Annotated in this window: 16 protein-coding genes; 15 read left to right on the top strand and 1 reads right to left on the bottom strand. The window is 34.5% G+C overall.

Features of this window, described 5'->3' with window-relative positions; all coding sequences use genetic code 11:
• Positions 1–183: 183 nt before the first annotated feature.
• Positions 184–360, top strand: coding sequence for a hypothetical protein (locus ACP6PM_RS35805; protein WP_426591630.1), 177 nt, complete (start codon positions 184–186; stop codon positions 358–360).
• Between the two features lie 225 nt (positions 361–585).
• Here ACP6PM_RS35805 and ACP6PM_RS35800 read toward each other — a convergent pair whose 3' ends face one another.
• On the bottom strand, positions 586–2,964 hold the full coding sequence (locus ACP6PM_RS35800; RefSeq protein WP_426591629.1) for an IMS domain-containing protein: 2,379 nt from the start codon (positions 2,962–2,964) through the stop codon (positions 586–588).
• A 664-nt stretch (positions 2,965–3,628) separates the two neighbouring features.
• Between ACP6PM_RS35800 and pdhA the strand changes: the two genes are divergently transcribed.
• From pdhA to ACP6PM_RS35730, 14 genes are all read left to right on the top strand, one after another.
• A complete protein-coding gene (gene pdhA, locus ACP6PM_RS35795; protein ID WP_426591628.1) occupies positions 3,629–4,660 on the top strand; it encodes a pyruvate dehydrogenase (acetyl-transferring) E1 component subunit alpha in 1,032 nt (343 codons plus the stop codon).
• A gap of 2,189 nt (positions 4,661–6,849) precedes the next feature.
• The gene (locus ACP6PM_RS35790; protein WP_426591627.1) at positions 6,850–8,103 is read left to right on the top strand and encodes an HhoA/HhoB/HtrA family serine endopeptidase; all 1,254 of its coding nucleotides are present in this window, start codon (positions 6,850–6,852) and stop codon (positions 8,101–8,103) included.
• A gap of 362 nt (positions 8,104–8,465) precedes the next feature.
• The gene (gene def / locus ACP6PM_RS35785) at positions 8,466–8,999 is read left to right on the top strand and encodes a peptide deformylase (RefSeq protein WP_375340145.1); all 534 of its coding nucleotides are present in this window, start codon (positions 8,466–8,468) and stop codon (positions 8,997–8,999) included.
• 1,589 nt (positions 9,000–10,588) lie between these two features.
• Complete coding sequence (locus ACP6PM_RS35780; RefSeq protein ID WP_426591626.1) at positions 10,589–11,158, top strand: TerD family protein; 570 nt, start codon at positions 10,589–10,591, stop codon at positions 11,156–11,158.
• Between the two features lie 744 nt (positions 11,159–11,902).
• Positions 11,903–12,475 carry a TerD family protein gene (locus ACP6PM_RS35775; RefSeq protein WP_426591625.1) on the top strand — a complete coding sequence of 191 codons (573 nt, stop codon included), beginning with the start codon at positions 11,903–11,905 and terminating at the stop codon, positions 12,473–12,475.
• A gap of 641 nt (positions 12,476–13,116) precedes the next feature.
• Complete coding sequence (locus tag ACP6PM_RS35770; RefSeq protein ID WP_426591624.1) at positions 13,117–13,563, top strand: hypothetical protein; 447 nt, start codon at positions 13,117–13,119, stop codon at positions 13,561–13,563.
• A gap of 848 nt (positions 13,564–14,411) precedes the next feature.
• Positions 14,412–15,014: a TerD family protein gene (locus ACP6PM_RS35765; protein WP_426591623.1), complete on the top strand. Its 603-nt coding sequence runs from the start codon at positions 14,412–14,414 to the stop codon at positions 15,012–15,014.
• A gap of 1,945 nt (positions 15,015–16,959) precedes the next feature.
• The gene (locus tag ACP6PM_RS35760) at positions 16,960–18,567 is read left to right on the top strand and encodes an adenylate/guanylate cyclase domain-containing protein (RefSeq protein WP_426591622.1); all 1,608 of its coding nucleotides are present in this window, start codon (positions 16,960–16,962) and stop codon (positions 18,565–18,567) included.
• A 1,268-nt stretch (positions 18,568–19,835) separates the two neighbouring features.
• Positions 19,836–20,570, top strand: a complete 735-nt coding sequence (locus ACP6PM_RS35755) for a 15,16-dihydrobiliverdin:ferredoxin oxidoreductase (RefSeq protein ID WP_426591621.1) — start codon at positions 19,836–19,838, stop codon at positions 20,568–20,570.
• Between the two features lie 705 nt (positions 20,571–21,275).
• Complete coding sequence (locus tag ACP6PM_RS35750; protein ID WP_426591620.1) at positions 21,276–22,046, top strand: phycoerythrobilin:ferredoxin oxidoreductase; 771 nt, start codon at positions 21,276–21,278, stop codon at positions 22,044–22,046.
• Positions 22,047–22,328: 282 nt separating this feature from the next.
• The gene (locus ACP6PM_RS35745) at positions 22,329–22,847 is read left to right on the top strand and encodes a phycocyanin subunit beta (RefSeq protein ID WP_426591619.1); all 519 of its coding nucleotides are present in this window, start codon (positions 22,329–22,331) and stop codon (positions 22,845–22,847) included.
• 105 nt (positions 22,848–22,952) lie between these two features.
• Positions 22,953–23,441 (top strand): phycocyanin subunit alpha, encoded by a 489-nt coding sequence (gene cpcA / locus ACP6PM_RS35740; protein WP_426591618.1) that lies wholly within the window; start codon positions 22,953–22,955, stop codon positions 23,439–23,441.
• A 237-nt stretch (positions 23,442–23,678) separates the two neighbouring features.
• Positions 23,679–24,533 (top strand): HEAT repeat domain-containing protein, encoded by an 855-nt coding sequence (locus tag ACP6PM_RS35735; RefSeq protein WP_426591617.1) that lies wholly within the window; start codon positions 23,679–23,681, stop codon positions 24,531–24,533.
• A 271-nt stretch (positions 24,534–24,804) separates the two neighbouring features.
• Positions 24,805–25,446, top strand: coding sequence for a HEAT repeat domain-containing protein (locus ACP6PM_RS35730; protein WP_426591616.1), 642 nt, complete (start codon positions 24,805–24,807; stop codon positions 25,444–25,446).
• Positions 25,447–26,045: the final 599 nt, after the last annotated feature.

Genomic DNA, 26,045 nt, shown 5'->3' with positions numbered 1-26,045 from the left:
TTAGGGAATAGGTAACAGCCAAATCAGGACAGTCGGAAGACTTACCCAGTATAGGGTTGAATACTGAAAAATGTTAGGGAATAGGTAACAGCCAAATCAGGACAGTCGGAAGACTTACCCAGTATAGGAGGGACAAGGTTTTTTATAACTAATTAAATAGACTTGACCTAAAGTAATTTTCTATTGCAACTCTCACATGATCCAGAAATTAATCTAATAGAAAGACTGTGGCAATATAGCGAACAACTAAATTATCAAACCATCTATACCATCAATATTTATATAACTACCCTCGATTTCCCTTTTAGTTTAATCTTGAAAGCTGTAAGAATTTTACCTGTTATTATTTTATTATTTTGAGACCAATTATTGTTTAATCCTGGCACCAGAGCCGTATTTTTTTATTTACTTCTTGAAGATTAATTTGATTAACAAATTTTTTGAGTTGAGTGTCTAAGTTTTTTTAATTCTGATTTATATTTCGATTTTTTTCCAAGAATTCAGTTGAATAAATACAGTAGCAATACTAATAATTATTCCTGTTTGAGCTTGGGTTCATTCCCATAATTATTTCTGCACTTAAAATTATCTCAGTACCTTCCAATTACTAATTTGCCATTTTTCATTCTGACGAACTAAATTATAACGAACAAGTAAGTTTTCGTTGTCAGAATTAATCAATCTACCATTTTCATAAAACTCAACCCTTTCTCTAACTTGAGCATCTACTTGAGCTTCATTGGCATTTGTATTACTCATCTTTACATTTTTTATCTCTAAATCATGCTTATAATTCCGATAAGATTTCTCTCGCTTCAGCGCATTAGCCGTAGGTAACCAACGAGAAAGTGCCGGCTCTACTAGAATATTTGGTAATTTTTCAATTTGATGATTAGGACCAAGAGCAGAAGCCTTAATATCTAACCAACTTTGAATCGCTAGTTGTGCTACTTCTTTCGTTATCGGTCCTGATGCTGCGAGGCTAACCCGATTAGGTTCTGGAATTTCTATTGGAGGTCTGTCCAGTTGTACTATAGGTTGTTCTCTTTGCAGAATCGGTCCACCTAATCCTAAAGCATTTACTAACCAACCAATTGTTTTAATTGTCATTAACCCAATCAGTCCTATTGCCAATAATCCCAAAACTCCAATTAATATTAGACGACCAACCTTGACAGGTTCTCTTCTAGCAGAGATTCTGCGTGGACTATACCCTGGCATAGATTGGGGTAATTCTTCACTTCCTAGTGACGTACTTTCATTAAACTGAGGTAAACTACTCCTACTCCTTTCCCTCATTCTTCCTGAATAGCGACCAGAACTCGGATTAGTTAACTGTTTTTGCGGACCTATAGTAGATGATGATTTTTCTGATTCTTGAAGCAAATTATCAGAATTAACTCCTAGTAAATTAGAAGTTCCTTTGGTTGCAGAAGCAAGACTAGCAGTAGCAACACTACCCACACCAGATATACCTTTATTTTCTAAATCTGATACGGTCGATTTGTCAACTTCCTTCTGGTAGAACATCTGTTCCGTGTCGCGATCGCGACGAGGTTGAACAACTACCCATTGATTAGCTGCTTCTGTTTCTGTAGGTAAAGCTTCTAGATAAGCTTGAACGTGCTGATCTGCAAAATAGTCTTTCAAAGAAGCTGACTTGTCAGACAAATCACGGAAATGTGGAAATACCTCCTCGATCAACCAATGTTCAGCATAAAGACATAGCCCTGGTAATAAATCTGGAGATTCTTGAGAATTTTCTTTAATAAAGGATAAGGGTTCGTTTTCATGGCTAAGTTCTAATGAACGACTAGCCTCTTCAGTTTGCCCTAAAAGTAAAGCACAGACGGATTTTTCTAAATTTACATCTTGACTGCGACCCAATTGCATTAACATCAACTTAGCCTTACGAATCAAGGCTGGTTGTTTTTGAGCAAACCCTTGAGCTAAAAAAGTATAAACTGCTAGGTATGTACCTACTGCCGAAGGACGATGAGCTTCTGCCTCAAATAATTTTTTTTGTTCTGATGTGGTTAAGTGGTGACGTAGTTGCTGAACAAACTTCAGAAAATCTTCTACCCCAAGTCCAGATTGATCTTCACCTTGACCATCAATTCCTCCCCGTTCATTCAACATATCTTGAAGAATTTCTAGCCCACGGCGACGGTCTAGAGCTATTTTCTCTGGTAATGCTATTAACTCCATTACTCTATAAGGACGTAACTTATAAAGGTCAGCTTGTATCTCCCCTCTAACTTGGACAAACAGATTTTCTCGCAGTAATAATCCCTGTCCAGCTTCTAAAGTTGTGGCCGCACTTTCATATTGTCCTTGTTGCCATTGTTCTCTGCCCAGTTCTAAATTAGCTAAAGCAACTGTAAGGACAATATCTGGCAGAACTAATGCTGGATCGCCAAAACGTCCATCTTTGATAGCAATATTATTATTAGTAAGATAAGGATGAGTAAGTTTTAATACCAGCTCGTATTCTCCTAGTTCGTGTAAAATCAGGATTGCTCCCACAAATTGTAGATCTTCTATTTCGATACTTGGAGTGTTAGGGTCAAACTCAGAGCTACTTATCGTCTCTCTACTTTGAGAGTTTATGGTTTTTGGTAACCGTCTAGAAGCTATTGTGGGGATAACTTCTTCTGTTTGCTGAAGTTTTGTTCCTTTTTCATCTGGTAGGTCGAGATTTTTCTTATAACTTGGACTTAGTTGTTCTGTTTCTGGTTCGTAGGTTTTCGCCAAAAAGCTGCCATCGTAAGTTTGGCGTTGTTCTGGCTCAGACAGAACAGCATAAGCCTCATCTATAAGTTGTTTACGGGCAACTATTGTTGCCTCAGAATACTCCCTTCTAGGAAACTGCTGGGTGCGATCTCGATGTGCCTGCCGTAACTGTTCGGCAGTAGCCTGAATTGGTAAACCTAAAATTCGGTAATAATCTAGTGGAATCCGCACAGTGCATTTCCTCAAAGGCGAGTTACTATATTACTTAATAATATCCTTTGTTGTTCATTAACAGAGGTGTTTTTTATTACTTTAGAGCAATTTTTTTGATGCTCATCACTTAATGATCTAGGATTTTTGCACCGATAAGCATTAAAGGTTTAAAGGAGAATTTACTAATCCTTAAATTTTAACCAAAAAATTTCATAGAAACACTTAATTAATTTTAGCATCAAAATTCCCAGGATATAAAAATTATTCTTAAATTATAAGAGCATATTCTCTACTTATATCTACTATCTACAATTATCTAAAATTTTTTCAAAATTGTTGCCATTCATCTGATAGATCGGGGTAGTTTCTCACAAAGTATACCTTTTATTCCAGTGATAGATATTTTGCTACCCAACTTGAACAGCAAAACTCTAGACTTATTCCATTAAGCCTATACTATACAACCATTAAGCCCATACTGTAGAACAAGCTAGTAAAATTTATTTACTCTCATACACAATTTCCATATATGCTACTTAATTGCTCAAAGATAAATTTGCGCAACTTGTGGAGACGAGTAATGTTAACTTTAACATTGGAGACTTTTGCTAAATATGTCTTTTCCAACATTCCAACATTAAATTTATCACTAATTATAGTATAGTAGCCTAGGAAAAATCAAATGATCCAAGAACGTACCTTACCTACTTTTAACACCAATAGTATAAAAATTAGCAAAGAAGAAGCATTAATACTTTACGAAGATATGGTTTTAGGACGCTTGTTTGAAGATAAGTGTGCTGAGATGTATTACCGAGGCAAAATGTTTGGCTTTGTTCATCTTTACAATGGACAAGAAGGGGTTTCTTCCGGTGTAATTAAAGCTATGCGGCAAGATGAAGATTTTGTTTGTAGCACTTATAGAGACCATGTTCATGCTCTAAGTGCTGGTGTACCAGCACGGGAAGTGATGGCTGAATTATTTGGTAAGGCCACAGGCTGTTCTAAAGGCCGAGGTGGTTCGATGCATATGTTCTCGGCTGCACATAATCTATTGGGGGGTTATGCTTTTGTTGCTGAGGGTATTCCTGTGGCGACTGGGGCAGCTTTTCAGAGTAAATATCGTCGGGAAACTATGGGAAATGAAACTGCTGACCAAGTGACGGCTTGTTTCTTTGGGGATGGGGCTTGTAACAACGGCCAGTTTTTTGAATGTCTAAATATGGCCACATTGTGGAAACTACCCATTATCTATGTAGTAGAAAATAATAAGTGGGCAATTGGTATGGCTCACAACCGTGCTACTTCTGAACCTGAGATTTACAAAAAAGCTCATGCCTTTGGCATGGTTGGTGTGGAAGTTGATGGTATGGATGTATTGGCGGTGCATTCTGCTGCTCAGGAGGCTGTAGCTAGGGCCAGGGCTGGCGAGGGACCTACTTTAATTGAAGCTTTGACTTATCGGTTCCGAGGCCATTCTTTGGCTGACCCTGATGAATTACGGGATCAAGAAGAAAAAGAATATTGGTTTTCTCGTGACCCCATTAAGCAATTTACAACTTACCTGAAAGAAAATAATTTGGTAGATGTTGCAGAGTTAACTGCTATCGATCAAAAGATTGAGAAGTTAATTACTGAAGCGGTTGATTTTGCCACAGATAGCCCAGAGCCAGGGTCAGATGAACTTTATCGCTATATTTTTGCTGAGGATTAATTAACTAAGTTGTTGATTGACAGCAGTTTTGGAGTTGATGAGGTACAAAGTTTTATGAGTTTAGGGAACAAGGAAAATAGATTAATCTTAAACTGTAACTCACCATTATAAAAAGTGCTGTAATTGTAATTAAACTCACATTCCGCAGGTCAGCTTGTAATATGACAAGTAGTATAAAAATCGGTAACTGACAAGGTATTTATACTATATAGCTCGTATTCATTGACTTTTCTCATGAGTCAAATTCTCAGGAAAATATTAAGTATTTATGCTTAATTATTTACTCCTATTGACCACCATGATTTTCTCCTGACTCCTGTAGGGGCGAATGGCCATTTGCTGACCCAGAGCTTCCGCTTTTTCCTGCGGAATGCTCTGCAACATATTTGCAGAGCATTCCGCCCTTACAACTCCTGACTCCTGATTTTTTCTACTACGTTTTGAAGTGCGGAATGTTAGGATTAAACTTTATCTAAAAATTTGGCAATTGGGTTTCTCGTTAATTTAGTTAAAAAGACTGTCTTAGATGTAGAAACTCTAATTAGGTTAAGTAAAAATTTAAAGTTTATTTGCTATAAAATTTCCAGGAAAATTGACAGAAAGAATTGCATTTTTTTTACAAGATAATATACAGCAGCTATCATATTAATGAGATACAGTATTTTTTCTTTTCCCTATTGCCTATTGCCTAAGATCCACAACTTGTGTATCTCACCATTTTGATAAAGGCTATATACTTTCATTCCCTTTGGCCTAATTATATAGATATTTTATAAACAACTGTTTTTAGTCGTATAGTCGTAGTGTAGCAATAGCTAAGTTTATTAGGATAATTAAAATTTTTCTGAATTAGAAAAAAATCATTTTAAATAACAATTTTTTTTAGTAATTACGATCTTTAATATCAAATTTATGACTAGATAGTTACATCCTAATCTGTTATTTATTCCTATATTAAAAAAGTAGATGGTTTGGATGAATTGTAGAAAGAAACTATTTTTGTTCTATTTTTAATATATTTACCTTTCCTAGTTCCGGTGGAATTTATAGCATTTTAGGAGTTGCGTCACGATATGCAATATTTTATGAAATTGGGATAATGCTTTTGCACTACAAAAATAATCAAGAAATCCAATGAGATATTTAAGCAAAAAATAAATACCAAATCAAACTAATTTCAAACAATACAAGTATATGATATGGGCATAAATAAATATAATATGTTTGGTCATTGCGAGAGACATTTGTAGATTATTGCTTTAGGAAAGTGACCCCACTTAACTATTATTTATTTCCTTGTTAATGTTGGGTAAATGTTTTTCCTGCTAGCTTTCTAAATCTTACATTTGAGGAAACTACCAAATTAAAAATTATCAAAAAATCAATATAAAATCAAATAAATGTTAAATAATTATTGTTTTGGCAGAAATTAGTAGTAAAAGTAAATAAATCGTGAATTTATGCAAAAAATAATAGCAACTTGATGTTATTAAAAAAACCGGATAAATATTTTAGGGATTGTAAATATACTAAAGTCCAAAATATCCCAGATTAATATATAGCATTTATCCAATAGATGAGGTACACAAATTTTAGAGCTTACAGCAGTTTTCATTTTAGTAGACTACTGTAGAGAGGGTTGATGGAATTGCCCTAAAAGGGTTGTCCTTTTGATTGTAGGTCATCTATCAGAAAACCAAAGACTGGAAATACCGGATCTGGGAAAAAACTGTATCTCATTAATTATGAGAAAGGCTAGATATGATATATATGCAACTTAATATTGTAATTCGATGATGAAAAGTAACTCCCAAAACTTAAGCAGATCAACTAAAAAATTAAGGCATGAATTTTAATGACTCTGAAATACTAAGCATCAGGCTCGAATTACTAATTATAGGAAGTGTTAAATTTAATCTATCACTGTCAAATGTAAATCCCTTTAATCATTCAAGAGTAGACAGCAAGGGAATTCCCAGTCAAAAAAGATTCCTTTGAACTGAACTTACGGTAGCAGGAGAAGTAAAAAAGTAGATCGAGTCCATACATTAGGATAATTTATTTTTTCCTATTCTCTAAGTAATAGACTACATAGATATTGTAGGAAAATTTAAAGAAAACTTCTCTATCAGGAGAAAAAACTCTCATTATTCATTCTCAACAAACTAACCAATTATAAATAAATGACCATGAAAAATACAACAGGCAAAGTGTTTTGGAAACAACCTTTAACTTATTTATTACTACTAGCGGGAGGGGTCGGAGCATTGTTAGGTGAGCGCCTGATATTCCAGACAAGTAGCTCTCCGGAAAACTCAAGCCAGCTTACTCAATTATCAGTTACTCAATCCCCTAGCAAAACTGATGGTACTTCTAACTCAGAAAGATCTAGTTGGTTACCAGTTAGAGCTCCTATTTCCAATGGCAACTTTATTGTAGATGCAGTCCAAAAAGTTGGCCCGGCAGTGGTCAGGATTAATGCTTCTCGAACCTTAAGCCAAAGACCTAATATGTTTGGCAGGGGAATACCAGAAGATTTCTATGGTTATGAATCTCCTAGGTCACCTTCAGGTCGAGGGGTTGAGCAAGGAACTGGTTCTGGTTTTATCATTAGTTCTGATGGTAATATTCTGACTAATGCTCACGTTGTAGAGGGTTCCACTACCGTGGAAGTAGTTCTCAAAGATGGTCGTCGCCTTCAAGGTAGAGTTTTGGGCACAGACTCTGTAACTGATGTAGCAGTAATTAAAATTGATGGTGATAATCTTCCCACTGTTTCTCTTGGAGATTCAAATAATCTACAACCTGGAGAATGGGCCATTGCTATTGGCAACCCCCTAGGTCTGGATAATTCTGTGACAGTGGGTATAATTAGTGCTACAGGTCGTTCTAGTAATGATGTGGGTGTTCCAGATAAGCGGGTAGGATTTATTCAAACGGATGCTGCGATTAATCCTGGAAATTCTGGTGGCCCTCTATTGAATCAAAATGGTGAGGTAATTGGCATTAATACAGCTATTATTGATGGTGCTCAAGGTTTAGGATTTGCAATTCCTATTAATAATGCTCAACAAATTGCTCAACAATTAATTAGGGTAGGTAAGGCAGAGCACGCTTATTTAGGTATTGCCATGCAGACTTTGACACCGGAACTTAAGCAAGAACTTAACCGAAACTTCAATACAAATATTCAGTTATTCACTGACCAAGGGGTATTAGTAATGCAAGTTGTTCCTGGTTCTCCTGCTGATAAAAGTGGTTTAAAGCCTGGGGATATAATTCAAAAAATTGATAATAAAACTATTAGTGAATCTGAAAATGTGCAACAAATTGTTCAGAACAAAACAGTTGGTAGTTTGTTGGAATTAGAAATTAATCGGAATGGTCAAAACTTGAATTTTCAGGTGCGAACTGGAAATTTACCATCTAGATTAAGAGGATAGATATATATAGTATTTCCCAGTCTGTTGAAGTAAATTGAGTTGAGTTATACTCAGGCTGTTAATTGAGAAACTATAGTTCAGGGTAGTTGAAAACTGCTGTATTGATAAAATCAAAACTATAACGTCTTAGATAAGTAGTTTTGAGGACTGAAAAATCTGTAAGTCTTGAAAAAGTAGGGAGTAAAAGAATTAATCAAAATTATTTATTCCTTTTTTTTTGATTACAGGAATTTTCATTATTAGTAGGTCACAGTAGGAAAGTTCCATGGAGCTTTCCTACAAGGGTTGTAGTTTTGATTGTGTGGTTTACCCATCTGAAAAGCTTTATAAATTGATGATATAAATTTACAAAGGAAAAAATTATGGAAGTATTGCAAGTAGCTCAGTTAGGGAATGAGATATTGCGGTATCAAGCTCAACCTATTCATAATGTTTGGGATGAAAATTTACAGCAACTAATTGATAATTTAATAGCCACAATAATTGAAACAAATGGTGTGGGAATTGCTGCTCCCCAAGTTTCAATTAGCGATCGCTTATTTATTGTTGCATCTAGACCCAATCTCAGATATCCCAACGCTCCAAAAATGGAGCCAACAGCTATGATTAATCCTAGGTTAATATCTCATTCAGAAGATAGAGTCAAGGGGTGGGAAGGTTGTTTAAGTGTGCCAGGAATTAGAGGTTTAGTACCAAGATATAGAGTAATAAATGTAGAATATACTAATCGAGAAGGAAAACTAGAAAGACAAGAGTTAACAGATTTTGTTGCTAGAATTTTTCAGCATGAATACGATCATCTAGAAGGTCTAGTATTTTTAGATCGTGTGGAAAGTACCACAGATTTAATGACAGAAGATGAATATCAGAAACAAATTATTCAATCAAGGAATTAGGAGGTAGCAATTAAGGGTAGATTTGCGGAGTGTTCAGCAAAATATTTATCAACGAAAAGAAGGAATACACTGTAAATAGCTAATCTATAACAAGAATGACAAAATTTATATAGCAATCAGGAATCATATCTGATAATTTGACTATTCATTAAAAGTTTAGTATGTAGCGCTTTTTATTTTGATAATATACAGTTTTTTCTTTCTTCCCTATTCCCTGTTCTCTGTTCCTTAAAAATCTATAATTTATCACAATTAAAATAAGATTGTTATCTATATCATAGTTGAAAATGTAGAAATATTTCTTGAAAATGGTGTAATTTATTGAGGATTTGCTGAAAAAATCGCAATATTTTAGTCTCAATATGAGCGAGAACTCTTAAAATTTTGACTAAGTGAGAGACTGTTTGTTAAAGAAATAAATATTAAACCCTGGGGTAGTGGCCTGTCAAGCCTTAAATTTTGCTTTAAGAAAATACTACGATGCCGATTTTTCAAAGCTTTTAGTCAAAAATCTATTACACTACTTTAAGCTTGACGCGCCAGTAGTAGACCAACACGGCTTAAATGTTGTTTTAGGAAAAGTCTCCAAACCTTGCTAGAGCAAGAATTACACTGACTATTCTAATGCACTATTTTAGCTGTGTCGGTCCAGTAGTAGACTGTTTCATCTATATTCATCCCAATAGATGTAGGTTGGGTTGAGGGACCCGAAACCCAACCTACATCTTTCTCCCGTACGGACGCCCTTATGCAACGTCCCTACCCTACTCCCCATTCCCCTCCCAGGAAGGGTTAGGGGTGGGTCTCGTACTCCGCTAATGCACTATTTGAGCTGAAACGGTCCAGTAGGGCAGGGCTGTTTCATTCTCGATAGACACGGGGAGGCAGAGACAGGTCAACACGGGGATGGAGGCTTTTAATTTATGATTAAAAGTTAACTTTTCACCATTTTAGTCAGAGCTTAAGGAGGTTTATTGGCTGAAAAATCGGCAAATGCGTGTTAAATTTCACTGTTCCACGACCCCCTCATCTCCCGTTCTCTCGCGCATCCTTAATCTACAATACTTTGAAACAGCCCTGCGGTCCAGTAGGGAGGGTTAGGCGATAATACATATTCTGACTCACTAAACTCTTAACTGCACGCCGTAACCCACCGAATATACCGATTATTACAGCAGTTTTCCTGCATGGTAGACCACGGTAGGGGCGAATGACCAGCAAACCCCTACAAGGTTTTGGTTGTGACTATGTGGTTCATCAATCTGAAAAGCGCTATAAGCGCTCTAGCTATCTTAATCTTTGCTTGTGCATTTACCCTCTGAAACTTGAGGTTTTTCATACTAGCAAAAACAAGAAAATTTTGGCAGATAAAACAGTCCAGTAACAGGGTTGAACTAACAATAAAACCTCTGTTCCCGATCCTAGATACTATTTAAGTTTTAATCTCATTACTAAATAGTAAAAGTTGGTTTAAATCAGACTTTTGTCATAATTAGACATCTTCATTAAAATTTAGTTGTAATCATTTTCCGTAATCTATACTTGTACTGGTTGTAGTTAAAAATAGTAAATAAATCGAGGAAATATTTATGAGCATTAATCTCAGCAAAGGTGAAAGAGTTAGTCTGTCTAAAGAAGCGCCTGGAATGAAAAAAGCTGCAGCAGGTTTAGGATGGGATGTAAATGTCTCAGATACAGGTTCAGATTTTGACCTTGATGTTTCTGTTTTTATGTTAGGAGCAAGTGGCAAAATTCCTCAAGATAAATATTTTGTTTTTTATAATAATCTTAAATCTGCTGATGGTTCGGTAGAATCTATGGGAGATAGTCGTACAGGAAAAGGAGATGGAGATGATGAGACTATCACTGTAGATTTATCAATGGTTGATTCGACAATTGAAGAAATTATTTTTGTTGTTACTGTATATGAAGCAGAGAAAAGAAGGCAAAATTTTGGGCAAGTTAGAAATTCTTACATCAGAATTTATGATGGGGAAACTCAAGAAGAGATCACTAAGTACGAACTAGAAGAAGACTTTTCTAGGGAAACAGCTATAGAGTTTGGGAAATTGTATAAAAAAAATGGTGAATGGAGATTTCAAGCTGTGGGAGAAGGTTATAACTCTGGCTTAGAAAATTTTGTACAAAAATATACCTAATTAATTGATTTAGTGAATTATTAATGGGGAAAAAATAATTTTGATAAAACAGAAATAGGATAAGCATTCAGCTCTTAGCAGTCAGCTATCAGCAATTATATCTCCACCTTTAAAGGTGAGGTTTAGATGAATACTGCTTGCGGTTAAGAGAGCCTACTTTAGCAGTAACTTTTAATTCTCTCTCAATTGCTTTTGGCTCCTCCATTCGGCAATAGCTAATGGCTAATAGCTGATGGCTTTTAGCTCCGCATTCCGCAGGAAATGCTTACGAAATAAGTTTAGTTTAGAAAATAGCTGCGAGTATATGTTTGAAAATATGGCGTTGGTAAATCAAGAGATTAAACTTTAATAGTAATCTGTTTCTGATACTTCTAAATATCTAGCCAAACTAAGTGATAGGTATCACCCTTAGTAGAAAATAATCTTACCAATTACTAACGCCGAAAATCTACTCAATAATTTGAGAGTTTAAGCAATATAGATATTGCCTCAACTTAAAATTTACTTGATTTGCTATTTGCTAAACTTTACCCCCATCAATTATTCTGACACAAAAATAAGGTCTTAAGCTTCCCCTTTAAAGGAGATAAAAAAAGAAAGTTCAGTATTTCAAGTCTCCCAATTCGGTGGAGGTACTTATAAGTGATAACTTAAATGACCTTAGTACAAAATAATCAATCAAAATAAATATAAATTCTTATCTTGAAAGATGCTGGAAATTATTTATTCAGGGAGGAAAAATAAATGTCTGTTAAACTCAGCAAAGGTCACAGAATTAATCTTTCTAAGGATGCACCAGGCTTAACAAAAGTTGCTATTGGTTTGGGATGGGATATTAATCCTACTGATACAGGTACAGAATTTGATTTAGATGCCTCTGTTTTTATGTTAGAAGATAATGGAAAAATTCCAGAGGATGAATACTTTGTTTTCTACAATAATTTAAAATCTCCAGATGGTTCTGTAAAGCATTGGGGAGATAACAGAACTGGAGAAGGGGAAGGGGATGATGAAACCATAGAAGTAGATTTAACTAATGTTAATTCTAGTATTCAAGAACTACTTTTTGTTGTAACTATCCATGAAGCAGAAAAAAGAAGGCAAAACTTTGGGCAAGTTAAAAATTCTTTCATTAGAGTTTATGATTTGGAGAGTCAAGAAGAAATAACTAAGTATGAATTAGAAGAAGATTTTTCCAGAGAAACTGCAATAGAATTTGGTCGTCTCTATAAGAAAAATGGTGAATGGAGATTTCAAGCAGTAGGAACAGGATATAATGCTGGGTTACAAACTTTTGTAGAAAAATACGTTTACTAATAACTAAAAGAGTATTTTTGCTAGGGCGATCGCTAAAACAAAAAACTGGAAAAATAAAATATAAAAATACTTGGCAGTGATTAATAAATAATCATAGCTAGTAGGGAAAAGAGAAGAGAAAATAGTCCCAATAATCTTCATATTTTAGAACTACCAAATACTTGATTAGTAAGCATTATTAGTAAGTATTTCCTGCGGAATGCTGCGAAACAGGCGTCGGTTATCACCTTAAAGAATTAATTAAAAAAAAATCAAAGTCTTTGGCTGATGAAATATTTTTGGATGGGAGGTAACTAGGTTATAATAAGTGGATTTGCTACTATTACCTTTAAACTCGGAATAGAAATTCCTGACATTTAATTTAGTAGAAGTTCAACTAATGCACACTATCATTAACTTTTATTCCTGTTGACGATATTAGATTAGTCATAAGCTGACATTCAATAATTAATAATTAACAATTATCTCTTCTGATAAAGAAGAGGATTGACTCAAAGGATTTTTTTCTTCTCTTGGTCGATTGGATATGGCGTTTAGCTAAACGACCGCTTTTTCTCCTATTAGGAGAGGCTTTATACCTGAATTTTTCGGTAAGATAGCTTAATACTTACCTTTGTTGTTACTATGAAAGACTAAAAATCATGGTTATTAAACTGGAAAAAACTGGAGATTTTCATAAAATAGACTTGAGCAAAGATGAGAGAGATAATCCTATTCAAGTTCATGTTAATCTTAACTGGGAAGCCGTCAAAAAAAGTCAAGCTGGTTTGATAGGAAAAATATTTGGCAGTAATAGTATGCCAGATTTAGATTTAGGCTGTATGTATGAAATGATGAATGGTGAAAGGGGAGTTATTCAACCTTTAGGAAAAAACTTTGACTCCAGAAAAACTTCATCTTACATTTATTTAGATAAAGATGACCGGACAGGTATAGCAAATGATGGTGAAAATATGTATATTTTCAGACCAGATTTAATTAAAAGGGTACTATTCTTTGATTTTATATATGAAGGTGCTAGAGATTTTAAATCTGTAAATGGAAGGATTTTATTCAAGATAAGTAATGCTGAAGAAATTTATCTATAATTGAATAATTCTGATAGTAATCGCAGTTTTTGTGTGGCAGCATTGGTGAAAAATATTAACTCTCAAATTATGATTTTTAAAGAGAAAAAATATTTTTAAGGCCATAGGCAGGCAGACGAATTTTATCAATATGGATTTAATTGGCAAATAGGTAAAAAGTAGTTTTGTAAATTAATTGGGTTGTAGGCATTTAGCTGTCAGTTAGCCTCCTGGGGAGGAACTACGTTAACAGCTATCAGTTACTAGCATAAGGATAAGTGAAAGAGTTAAGAATTAAAAGCATTGATATAGATAAAGGAGATTAGGTAAACTGAGATATGTACCAGGTAGCCTCTAGAAATTGTCTAGACTGAATTGCCTAATAAATGACTTTATTTTTATTGCTGAGTGTTGATAATAGTTGAATGCTTACATTGGGTTAAGGCCGAAAATTAAAATTAGTAACTGAGAGATTGAAAGATACTGAAAATATATTTCTAGAGAATTTTGGTTTACTATTTAAACAAAAATTGAGTGACTCAATTTAACCGATCGGAAGTAAGAGTTTGACCCTGCTACTACAAACCGGATTTTATTTAGCAGAGCAATACTAAATTACAGCAAAGCTGAAAAAAGAATGCTACAAACATTATAGTTAAGGAAAAAGCAATGCCACAGTTTTAAGAAGAAGCAAATAAAAAAGCATTAAAATTATAGATTTTTGTCGCTTAATTCAGATAAAGAAGTTTATAAAAAAGGAAGTAGGTATAATCGATGTCTCCTATTTGTACCAAAAATTCATCAAATTGGTATGATTCCTTCTTGACTTTTGTTAAAATTTTTTAGAGTTTATACAGGTTAATAAATATATGACTATCAACCTCAAAAAAGGACAAAAAATTGTACTTGATAAAAGTGAATACGATCTATCAAGACTGACAATGGGACTAGGATGGGATGTAGCAAAATCTACAGGTGGTTTAGCTGGTTTATTCGGTAATAGATCGAATTTTGATCTTGATGGTTATGCAATTTTATTAGGAGAGAATGACAAACTCAAAAACTACAAAGAAGATGTAATTTATTATGGTCATTTAGAATCTAAGGATAAGACAGTAATTCATTCAGGTGATAATCTGACTGGAGAAGGAGATGGAGATGATGAACAAATAATCTTGAAACTAAATTCTATTCCTGAAAAATACCAAAAAATTATCTTAGCAGTAAGTATTTATCAAGCTAAAGAAAGGAAACAACAATTTGGAATGGTAGAAAATGCCTTTGTTAGAGCTGTTGATAATAAAGGAGTAGAAATAGCAAAATATACTTTATCTGGTAATGGTACTTATCAAGGTAAAATCTCAATGTTAATGGGAGCAGTTTATCGAGATAATACATTGTGGAAATTTAATGCTTTGGGCGATCCTTTGGATAGTGATATGAATGGTGTAGTTGGTTCATTTATGAAATAAATTTAGCTAGTTTTACCAATTTGAAAAAAGATTGCTATTAAATTTTTTGGCGTTGCTGAATAAATAAATGTATGATATCCAGGAGTCATAACTCAGGAGTCAGGAGATAGAAAGAAGTTTTTTCCGAAAGTGGAAACCAGATATGATTTGCACTTAATTAATGACTCTTAACGATCCGAGTAGGGGAGTTTCTGTCATACCTAAAATCAGCAACGCCAATTTTTTTAGTAGGTTTCAGTAGGGGCAATTCATTAATTGCCTCTAATACAGTTTGGTAATGTACAGAAGTAGGGAAGACCTTGATTTCCAAATGGATAAATTAAATTTGAGGGCAGATTTTTCCCTGCTCCCTTTTTCTTTAGTGAGCAATAAAAATCAAGTCAGTTATTATGCAATTTAGTCTAGAAAATTTGTCAAGGTGGTCTGGTAGATATCTCAACGTATCTAATTTCCTTTATCTGTTTTTCCCTATACTTTTAATTCTTCACTCCTTCACTTATCCTTATGCTAGTAACTGATAGCTGTTAACATAGTTCCTCCGCAGGAGGCTGACTAAAAGATGTTTGCGCAGCATTCCGCAGGAAATGCTTACCTTTATTTTTACTAGAACTATATTTTTTTAATTTGGTATTAGACTCAGTAATTGTGGTACTAAGAAACCCAGAATTTTTATAAGTTTAAACTCCTTAGAAATACTGTTTTTTTATCTATGTGTTAGTAGAAGAACCACGCCAGTAAGTAAATATTACCCAACTATTCTAATCAGGGCAAACGCATCTTATTTTGAAGTTCTGACAGGGCAAGGATGTCAAGCTTGTGAGCATTTATACTCATTAATTCTCTGAAGCTTAACGGCAGAAGGCTCCAGAATTTAGATGCGTTTGCCCTGCTATTCTAATATCTGACTTTTTAATAAACCGGACTTGTTATTAGTAGTTAGTAGTTAAAAGTTTACCGAAAAAATAAGGTTTAAAGCCTCTCCTTTCAAGGAGAAAAAGCAGTCGTTTCGGCTGTCGCCGACATGAAAAATAGAGCTTGGAGTAGGATGGGATGGGGAGGAAACCTCGCCATATCTAATCGACCAAGAAAAGAAAATTTATTTTAACCAATCCTCAATTTTTTAAGAAGAGGTAATTATTAATTATTAATTATTAATTATTAATTATTGAAATACAACTTTCCTAAAAAGTAAGGTTGTATAAAATTATAGTGATGTTCTTGGGAAAATTTGGTATAACATGATTGAATCAAATTAGTATAAAGTACAGTTAAATTAAATTATTGATAGTTGTATTACAGCAGTTTCGGAGTTAGTGAGGTACAAAGTTTTACCACTTTAGTAAATAGGGAAGACAGATTAGTCTTGAACTGTACCTCACTATCCGCGCAAAGTGCTGTAAATATCTTTTACTAGCTCAACCCTATCAAAAAACTCTGTAATTCATCCTTATTATACCAAATTCAAAAAAGGCTGTTACATTCTAATTTGTAATTTATTCCTACAGTTTAATACTTGATGGCTTGCATTCATTGTCAAAATTAAAGTTTTTTCCTCCATTTTTTGTCTATTTATCTTTCCTGGTTCCGGCGATCCGTATTTCCTTTTACCTGTTCTGTTACTGTAGCAATATTTTATGAAAATGGTATTAAAAAAGACTACAGCAGTTTTCATATTAATGAGCTATAGTATTTTTTTCTCCTCCCTCCCTACTCCCTAATCCTTATAGCGGTTTTCACAAAGGTAGACTACAGAAACAAGAGAGGTATGTTTAAAGTTTTATAAGTTAGAGACTTGATAGTTGTATTCTATGTTAATTAAAGAAGTGTTCTACACAAGTTGAAAACTATGAATACCAGCTTGCTGCTAATTTCAATCAGAATTAAGATAATATATCTGTATATTTACTATGTATTGAATTCGTCTAACTCTCTAGGAGGAAAATAAATGGCATACTTAATTTATGCTCCAGATACTACTAATGAAAAAGTATATGAATTATCGACAGGTGAAATTAGTATTGGTAGGGAAAGAGACAATATTATTGCTATTACTAACGAAACAAGTGTTTCCCGTCATCATGCACAAATTGTAATTTCTCAAGATGGTGTGAGTATTGTCGATCAAAACAGTAGTAATGGTACTTTTGTTAATGGAAGAAAAATTGATAGTTATCTACTTAATGAGGGAGATTTAATTCATTGTGGCAATGCAATTTTTAAATTTGTTACTAATTCTAATCAAGAACAAGATATAGGTCCGACACATATAGTTAAAGAATACTTACAAGAGTCTACTCAAACTGAATTAAATCAACTCTTAGATCAACAACAAGATAATTCAGTATCAGTGCTTAAACTGAGGCAAAAAGATATTAATCTTCAGGCAGTAGATAAATTAAAAATTTTGTTGGAAGTCAGTAAACAACTTTCTTCTCCTACCAAATTAGAAATTTTACTAGAAAAAATTCTTGACTTGCTGTTTCAGATTATTAAAGTAGATCGAGCTGTCATACTTTTAGTCAATGAAAAAACTGGAGAACTTGAACAAAAAGCAGTCAAAGGAAAAGAAGGAATTACCACTGAAGGTCGATTTTATAGCAAAAATATTACTAATTTTGCAATAGAAAAAGGTAAGACTTTTTTAACTACAGATGCTTCCCTCGATCAGCGTTTTGATAATCCAGAATCAATTGTTTCTCAATCAATACATGGAGCAGTTTGTATCCCACTCAAACCTAGGGATAAAGTCATTGGAGTTTTATATGCTGATAATTTATCATTATCAAATGTTTATTCTGATGAAGATGTAGAATTTCTGACAGGTTTAGCTAATCAAGCAGCGATCGCTATAGATAATACCCAACTCTATAAGAAAATACAAGCAGAGGCAATTCTCCGAAATAAATTAGAGCGTTTCTTTCCTTTAACTGTAGCTAGAAAACTCAAGGAAACAGATAAATTAGAAATAGTTGATACAGAAGTAACAGCCTTATTTTCTGATATTAGTGGCTTTACAAAAATGTCTTCAACAATGGAGCCACGCCAAATAATTTCTATGCTGAATGAGTATTTTAAAATTATGGTCGAAGATATTGTTTTTAGGTATGAAGGAACGCTCGAAAAATATATAGGAGATGCTTTATTTGCTATTTGGGGCGCTCCTTATCAAACTGCTAATGATGAAGAAAAAGCCATAAAAGCAGCAATTGATATGCAATGGGCAGTTCGTCGGTTAAATCAACAGAGAGAAAAACGTCATCAAAAACCAATTGCTATTCATATAGGAATTAATTCTGGTAAAGTTGCAGCGGGAAATATTGGTTCAGAACAATTAATTCAATACGCTACTATTGGGGATACTACTAATGTTACTAGCCGAATATGTAGTGAAGCAAAAGCTGACGAAATTCTGATTAGTCAGACTACAAAAGAAAAACTCAAGTCATATAATTTTCCCTTAGAAAAAATTCCACCAGTAATGGTCAAAGGAAAAGATGAACCCATACAACTCTATCGTTTGCTTTGGCAACAACTACCATCAGAACTTGATTAAAAATGCTGAGTAAATTTTGATTGATTAAACTACAAATCAAACTCAAATCGCAGATTTTTTTTAAGTAAAAATTCCACCAGTAATATTCAAAATAAAAACATGAACCTATAAAAAATTATCGAAAATACTGAGGAAACTGTGATTATTCAAACTAGAAAATAAAAACTCAAATTGCAGATTTTTTCTTGCTTTTATTCAGCCATCAGTTTTCAGCTTGCCTACGGAGGAACTGCGTTATCAGCTAGATGATAATTATGCTTGTCTTGTATTGAAATCAGAAATTATTATTGATATATTTCAGAGAATTTATAGCAGAAATAAATAGAGCTTGCCGATTGAATATCAAAGCATTGATAGGTAAAGGCTAATATCTTTTTGGTGTCGAAAAAGTACGTTGTTTTTGGATAAAGTAGTCTCAAAAAGCTAAAATTTTTCCTATATTCATGCTGAAAATTTTGCCGTAGCATATAGTCTAATACCAATTTCTAAAAATAATGCTATACTTCCGATGAAACTTCAGTTATTAAGTAATAATAATGCTTCAGTAATGTTTCTAAAGATTATCGGCATTAAATCAAAATATATTATTTCTTTTAACCCTACTCCCTACTCTGTACGGACGTTGGATGCAACTTTCCTACTTTCAAGGAGATTTAGCAAGACTTTTGAGAAATGGTATAATCCCAGTTACCATGCATTAATGCTATAGTTCAGCTAGACTTCAACACTTCAAGAGTTAGCAAGATTTAAAGTCTTTTTTTGACAATTATTAGTCGGTTAGTATAGATTTTTTCTACTTTTAATCTCTCCCCACATCTCCCACACTTCCGATACTTCCCTACCCGATCGTTCATAGCATTCTTTTTGAGAAATGGTATAAACTTTTCCCTGTTCCCAGTTAAGTGTTCCCTATCATCACCATCAGACTTTTTCAGTAAAACTTATTTATAGTTTGAGATAGTATTAAATTAGAAAAAACTGCTAGAGTAATGACTAAATTCAGCTCAAAAACCTAGAATTTTGCCAAAATGTCAGGGAAAAAGCAGAAAAATTAACAGTAAAACTATTGTCTATTCCCTATATCCCATTCCCTGCTCTCAACAAAAGACTTTCTCAGCAAACTCCATGTGTTAACTTTTGACTTTTAACTTTGAAATTTTGACTTATGACTTTATGAAGGATTATTGCTTTGTTTATGAGAAATGAGACTCTGGTGATGGCCATCTATTATTGTCGAAAATGAATTAATATATGACTATTAAGTATCGATGTACAGACCATTTCTTGAATATTTAGAAAAAGAATTATTTAGTAAATTTGACTTACGCAGCAGATCAATTCCTGCTGGTTTAGAAGCTAACGTTAGTAATAGAGGCAAAAATCAAGCCACCATTCAAAGTTGGTGTTACGAGTGTGCAGAACTGAGAAAAATACGTTATACCTACATTGATGCAGGAGCTGCAGCTCAAGTATTTAATAGTGTAATTTATCCCAGTTACCACTACGATATCCCACTGCTAGGAATAGACCTATTATCTTTCGGTAAAAATAAAATCTTAATAGTATTAGATTTTCAACCTTTATTCCAAGAAGAATCTTACTTGCTTAAATATATAGAACCAATGCGATCGCTACGAGAGAAATATAATGACTTGGCTCAAAATTTAGAAATGAAGTTTTACGATGCCAATCAATATTTTTCTAAATATTTATTATTTGCCAAGACAGATGCAGAGACAGTACAAACTACATTTTTCCAAGCTTATCAAGATTACATTAGTTTATATTGGCAAATGTTAGACAAAGCAGAAATTATAGAGACAGAAGCAGAGATTCAAAAGATAGTTAAAGCCCAAAAAGATTACGATCAATATAGTGCTGAACGAGACCCAGCATCAGGATTATTTAGTAGTTATTTTGGCCATGAATGGTCAGAAAAATTTCTATACGAATTCTTATTTGAAGATGCTGTACCATTAGCAGTTCCTACTACAACTCGATGACTTTGTTAACTATTAAGTTAAGAATTTAACTCACACCTCTCCAAAAATTTCAGGGGGGTGTGAAATGATTTTTATCGATGTAATTGCTGAAATATTATGTAAGTATTCAGCCGTCAGCTATTAGCTATCAACAATTAGTTACTAACTCATTGTCTTGGGAGAAAGAATTAGTCTTCAGGGAAAATTAAACATTATGAATAAAAAGGTCATAAGCTAATTTTAGTAGTTGCCTTGTTCTTTCAAAAGCAGCAGAACTGACTGCTAATAGCTGGACTTTAGGAAAAAACAGGTTAAAAATAAGGTCAAACCTTTATACTGTAATGTTTTTACCTGAAATTAAACATTTTCTTGATATATCTAGGTTTCAGCTATTTTAAGCAAGTTCAGGTATTTCCCTTGCTAATACTGGGTTTGAAGCCATTTACACTTTAAAAAATCAAAAGGTCCAGATAGATGAATGTTTATAATAGCAATCAGTAATCAGATGTCAGCATTTGATTATTGTTTAAAAGTCTAGAAGTTTCTTTCTTCCCTATTCCCTAAAAAGTTACAATCTCTGACAATTAAAATAAGATTCTATATGTAATGACTAAGAAATAAGGTCAATAGCTTCCCCTTTCAAGGGATAAAAAAAAGGAAATTTCGGATTCTCGTAGCCTACTAATTCAGTAAGAAGTTACTGATAACTGATAATTGATAACTGAAATGATACCCACTGAAAATATTGTGAATTTGTATCAACCTTTTCTAGACTATGGTCTGAATTTGCTCAAGCAGGAACTAGAACTACAACCTTACCCCATACCCTCTGGATTTGAACATAAAGTTGCTATGACTGGTAAGGGCAAAAAGGAACAAGAAGTAAAGACAACCAGTTATGCCCACTGTAGCCCCAAACTCCGGCAAATTAGAGCAGCTCATGTCCAAGGTGGCAGTGCTCTGCAAGTCTTAAATTTTGTCATATTCCCTCACCTTAATTATGACTTGCCCTTCTTTGGAGCCGACCTAGTTACCTTACCTGGGGGACATTTAATTGCCCTAGATATGCAGCCTTTATTTCGGGATAACCTCCAGTATCAAGAAAAGTATACTCAACCAATATGGGAGACTTTCCAAGAACATCAGAAATATTTACCTTGGGGAGGTGATTTTCCAGAAGAAGCAACCCCATTCTTTTCTCCAGCCTTTCTTTGGACTCGTCCTCAGAAAACTGAGTTAGTTGAGACAAGAGTATTTGAAGCTTTCAAAGATTACCTGCAAGCTTATTTAATTTTTGTCAAGGAAGCAGAACCCATTACTAATCCAGAAGAATTAGCAGAAATTAAGGAAGCCCAACTGCGTTATATCAGATATCGAGCCGAGAAAGATCCAGCCAGGGGAATGTTTACCAGATTTTATGGCCCTGAATGGACAGAAGAATATATTCATGGCTTTCTGTTTGACCTAGAAAGGAAATTGGCCTTGAATCCTGCCTAACTTTCCTGCTTCAGAGAATTTTGTTAATAATTTGTAATAAATAAAAACACAACAGCATTGTATAAATAATATCTGAAGGGTTATAAAGACAAGGGAAAATTAACAAGACCAATAATTGATGAGGTTGAAAAGCTTCTCATAAACGGTGTAGGATTTTCTCAGGATTATCAAAAAATCCGAGTTTTACCTTTCCAGGCATGGGCACTTAGCCTGAAAAGAACTAAAAAATACCCATAGCATTGAAAAGCAACTAAAAAAAAAGCAAATTAGGAGTATTAATCAATGTTTGATGCTTTCACAAAAGTAGTTTCCCAGGCAGATGCCAGAGGTGATTTTGTTCCGGCTAGCCAAATCGATGCTTTGGCAGCAATGGTTGCAGAGAGCAACAAGCGTATAGACGCAGTTAACCGTATTACTGGTAATGCTTCTACTATCGTTGCTAATGCAGCTCGTTCTCTATTTGCAGATCAGCCTCAGTTGATCGCTCCTGGTGGAAATGCTTATACAAGCCGTCGTATGGCAGCTTGTTTACGTGACATGGAAATTATCCTACGTTATGTAACTTACGCTACTTTCGCTGGTGATGCAAGTGTACTAGATGACCGTTGCCTCAATGGCCTTCGTGAAACATACTTAGCTCTAGGAACTCCTGGTGCTTCTGTAGCAGTAGGCGTGCAAAAAATGAAAGAAGCTGCTATTGCTATTGCTAACGATCCTAATGGCATTACCCCTGGAGATTGCTCCTCTTTAATGTCTGAGATTGGTGGCTACTTCGACCGTGCAGCAGCAGCAGTCGGTTAAAAACACTGTAAAAAACTTTTTTGTAAGGATGCACCTTAGCATCTCTACAGATTTTAAATTTCTACCAAAATTTGTACTCACAAGATTTAGGAAAGAATCTCAACAATGAAAACTCCTCTAACTGAAGCAGTAAGTGCGGCAGATTCTCAAGGCCGCTTTCTGACTAGCACAGAATTATTCTCAGCATTTGGTCGTTATAAGTATGCTTCAGCAAGCTTAGAAGCTGCTAAAGTTCTAACTCAAAAGTCCCAAAGCTTAATTGATGGAGCTGCTCAAGCAGTTTACAACAAGTTCCCCTATACTACTACAACCCAGGGACCTAACTATGCTTCTACTCCAGTAGGAAAAGCAAAGTGCTCCCGTGACATTGGTTACTATCTCCGAATGGTAACATATTGTCTAATAGCAGGTGGTACAGGTCCTATGGATGAGATACTCATTGCAGGAATTGATGAAATTAACAAGACCTTCGAGTTGTCTCCTAGTTGGTACATTGAAGCTCTGAAGTACATCAAAGCTAACCACGGTATTACCGGCGATCCTGCTACTGAAGCTAACAACTACATTGATTACGCTATTAACGCTCTCAGCTAGTAGTTGCCACATTAACTAACTGATGAAAGTGAAATTAATATTCACTTAATCAACAGCCTTAAGCTAATATTCAACGTAGCCTGGAGAGGTATACAGGTGCTGGCGTATGGTTAGTATTTGTTCATCTTTCCGGGCATCGTTATTTCAGTTATCAGTTAACAGTTATCAGTTATCAGTATTTTTGGGTTCTTATTCTAAGAAGGAGACCTTATACATATAAGAAAGGAGCGGCAGTATTTGGAATTACCATCAGAAGAAGTATCAGATAATGGCGAGTCTCTAACTGTGGAAGAGGCGATCGCTAACCTAGGCCATGAAGAATTAGGTAAACGATATTATGCTGCTTGGTGGTTAGGGAGGTTTAGAGTTAATACTCCTGATGCTATTGAGGGTTTGCTTGCTGCACTAAAAGATGAGTCTGACCGTACAGAAGACGGTGGATATCCCCTGAGACGGAATGCTGCCCGTGCCCTTGGTAAGTTAGAAGATAAAAAAGCTGTACCTCCTTTGATAGAATGTTTGGAATGTTCTGACTATTATGTACGAGAAGCAGCAATAGAAGCATTGGAAATGTTAGGAGACCCTAGTTGTATTCCCACGTTAGTAAAACTTTTAGACGGGGGGGTTGAAGCTGCAGTTTTGGTTCCTGGTAAACCTCATTTGATTCAACCTTACGAAGATATTATCGAAGCCTTGGGAACGCTACAAGCTCAAGAAGCAATTTTTCTAATTAAGCCTTTTATAGAACATCCCGCAGAAAAAGTACAATATGCTGCTGCTAGGTCTCTATATCAACTTACCGAAGAGGCAGTATATGGAGAATATTTGACTCAAGCATTAGAGGGAGATAACTTACAGTTACGACGCTCTGCATTACTAGATTTAGCAGCGATCGGTTATTTACCGGCAGCTAAGGCAATATCAGAGACCTTAGCCGAAAATAGTATGAAATTAATTGCTCTAAAAGGACTTTTAGAACATCACCTTACAATAAATACAAAAGTTAAAAGTCAAAAGTCAAAAGTAGAATCTCAACTATTATTATCAGATGAAGCTATTGAGGTAATGACTTTAATGGACTCGCTTTTATAAAATATTCATTAATCAAAATAATTGGGTTTATAGCAGTCGAAGCAAAGGTTAGGACATCTCTAAATCCTGAAATCCTTTGACAGTTTACTATTCCCTATTCCCTATTCCCTATTCCCTAGCGCGGAGCGCTATAAAACCCTGCCTTTTGAGGATAAATGTTTTTGCAAGTTTGCTCAAAATCCTAGTTACAAAAACAACTTTTGCCTTCTAAATTATGATTACGTTATACATTATTAATTGTTAATTATTAATTATTAACTACTCCCTAAGAATGAATAATCAACCCTCAACAATAGATAATCAATTCATCCGAGCAGTTGAAGAAGCAGACTCTTCTCAAGGTTTAATAGATGCAGTTAAAGATTTAGCAGCAGCTCATATAAAAGAAGCTATCCCAATATTAATTACGGTCTTGGGCTATAATAACCCAGGTGCAGCAGTAGCAGCAGTTGATGGATTAGTAGAAATAGGAGAAGCTGCAGTACTCCCACTCCTAGAAACACTTGATGGTTATAACTATGGTGCTAGAGCTTGGGCAATAAGAGCATTAGCAGGTATTGGTGACCCTCGTGGGTTAGAAATATTATTAGATAGTGCAGCAAATGACTTTTCTTTTAGTGTACGACGAGGTGCAGCTAGAGGTTTAGGTTTTATTCATTGGGAAAAGTTATCAGAAGCAGAAGTTTCCGATGCTCAACAGCGTGCTTTTCAAACCCTGCTGCAAGTATCTCAAGATCCAGAATGGGTAGTGCGTTATGCTGCTGTTGTAGGTTTGCAAAGTTTAGCAAAAGCAGTCAAAGCTAATTATCCCAAATGGTTTGAAGATATCTTTGGTAATCTTAAAGAAATTGCTAATAAAGATACAACTTTAGCAGTTAGAGCTAGGGCTAAAATGGCTATTGAGTATTTGTAGTTGCTCCAATAATACGAATTTGATAAGTGCTTGCTACAAATAAATAGGGTATTTTTTAGGAGTCAGGAGTCATAATTAATAGGTTTGATACATTTTTTTATGTCGTAATACCAATTTGATAAATTTTTGCTACAAATATCTAGGGGAATTTTTAGGAGTTATATCATGTTCGGATAATCACTTATAATAAAGTTTTTGTTTGTAGTAGGGCTGGAGCCCTATCTACAGTTCGGGCTTCAGCCCTACTACGAACTTTAATTATAATAACTATTTAACCGAACATAATATTAGGAGTCAGAAGTCAGGAGTTAGAATGAATAGTTTTAATGCGATTTTTTACTGCATAAATCATCTTTTTTATCAAAGGGGCATTTGCTGTAAAATATTTTTATTGCCTTTACTATTCCTAACATTGTTTTTTCAAAATGGTATAACTTATCTTTTTTGTCAAATACAAATTTCCAATAAAATCTTTTAATAGTGTTTATTCTTCCTAGAATTTTTTTTTCATGCATGGTATAATATCAGGATTTACACAATGCAGGAGTTATAAACACTACATATACTAAAACGTTATAGTTTTAATCCAGAATATCTAC

The organism is Dapis brunnea BLCC-M229 (assembly GCF_050015995.1).
Classification (GTDB): domain Bacteria; phylum Cyanobacteriota; class Cyanobacteriia; order Cyanobacteriales; family Microcoleaceae; genus Trichodesmium.
Note: the sequence above shows the minus strand (reverse complement) of the source record. Positions and strands in the feature narration are given on the sequence as shown.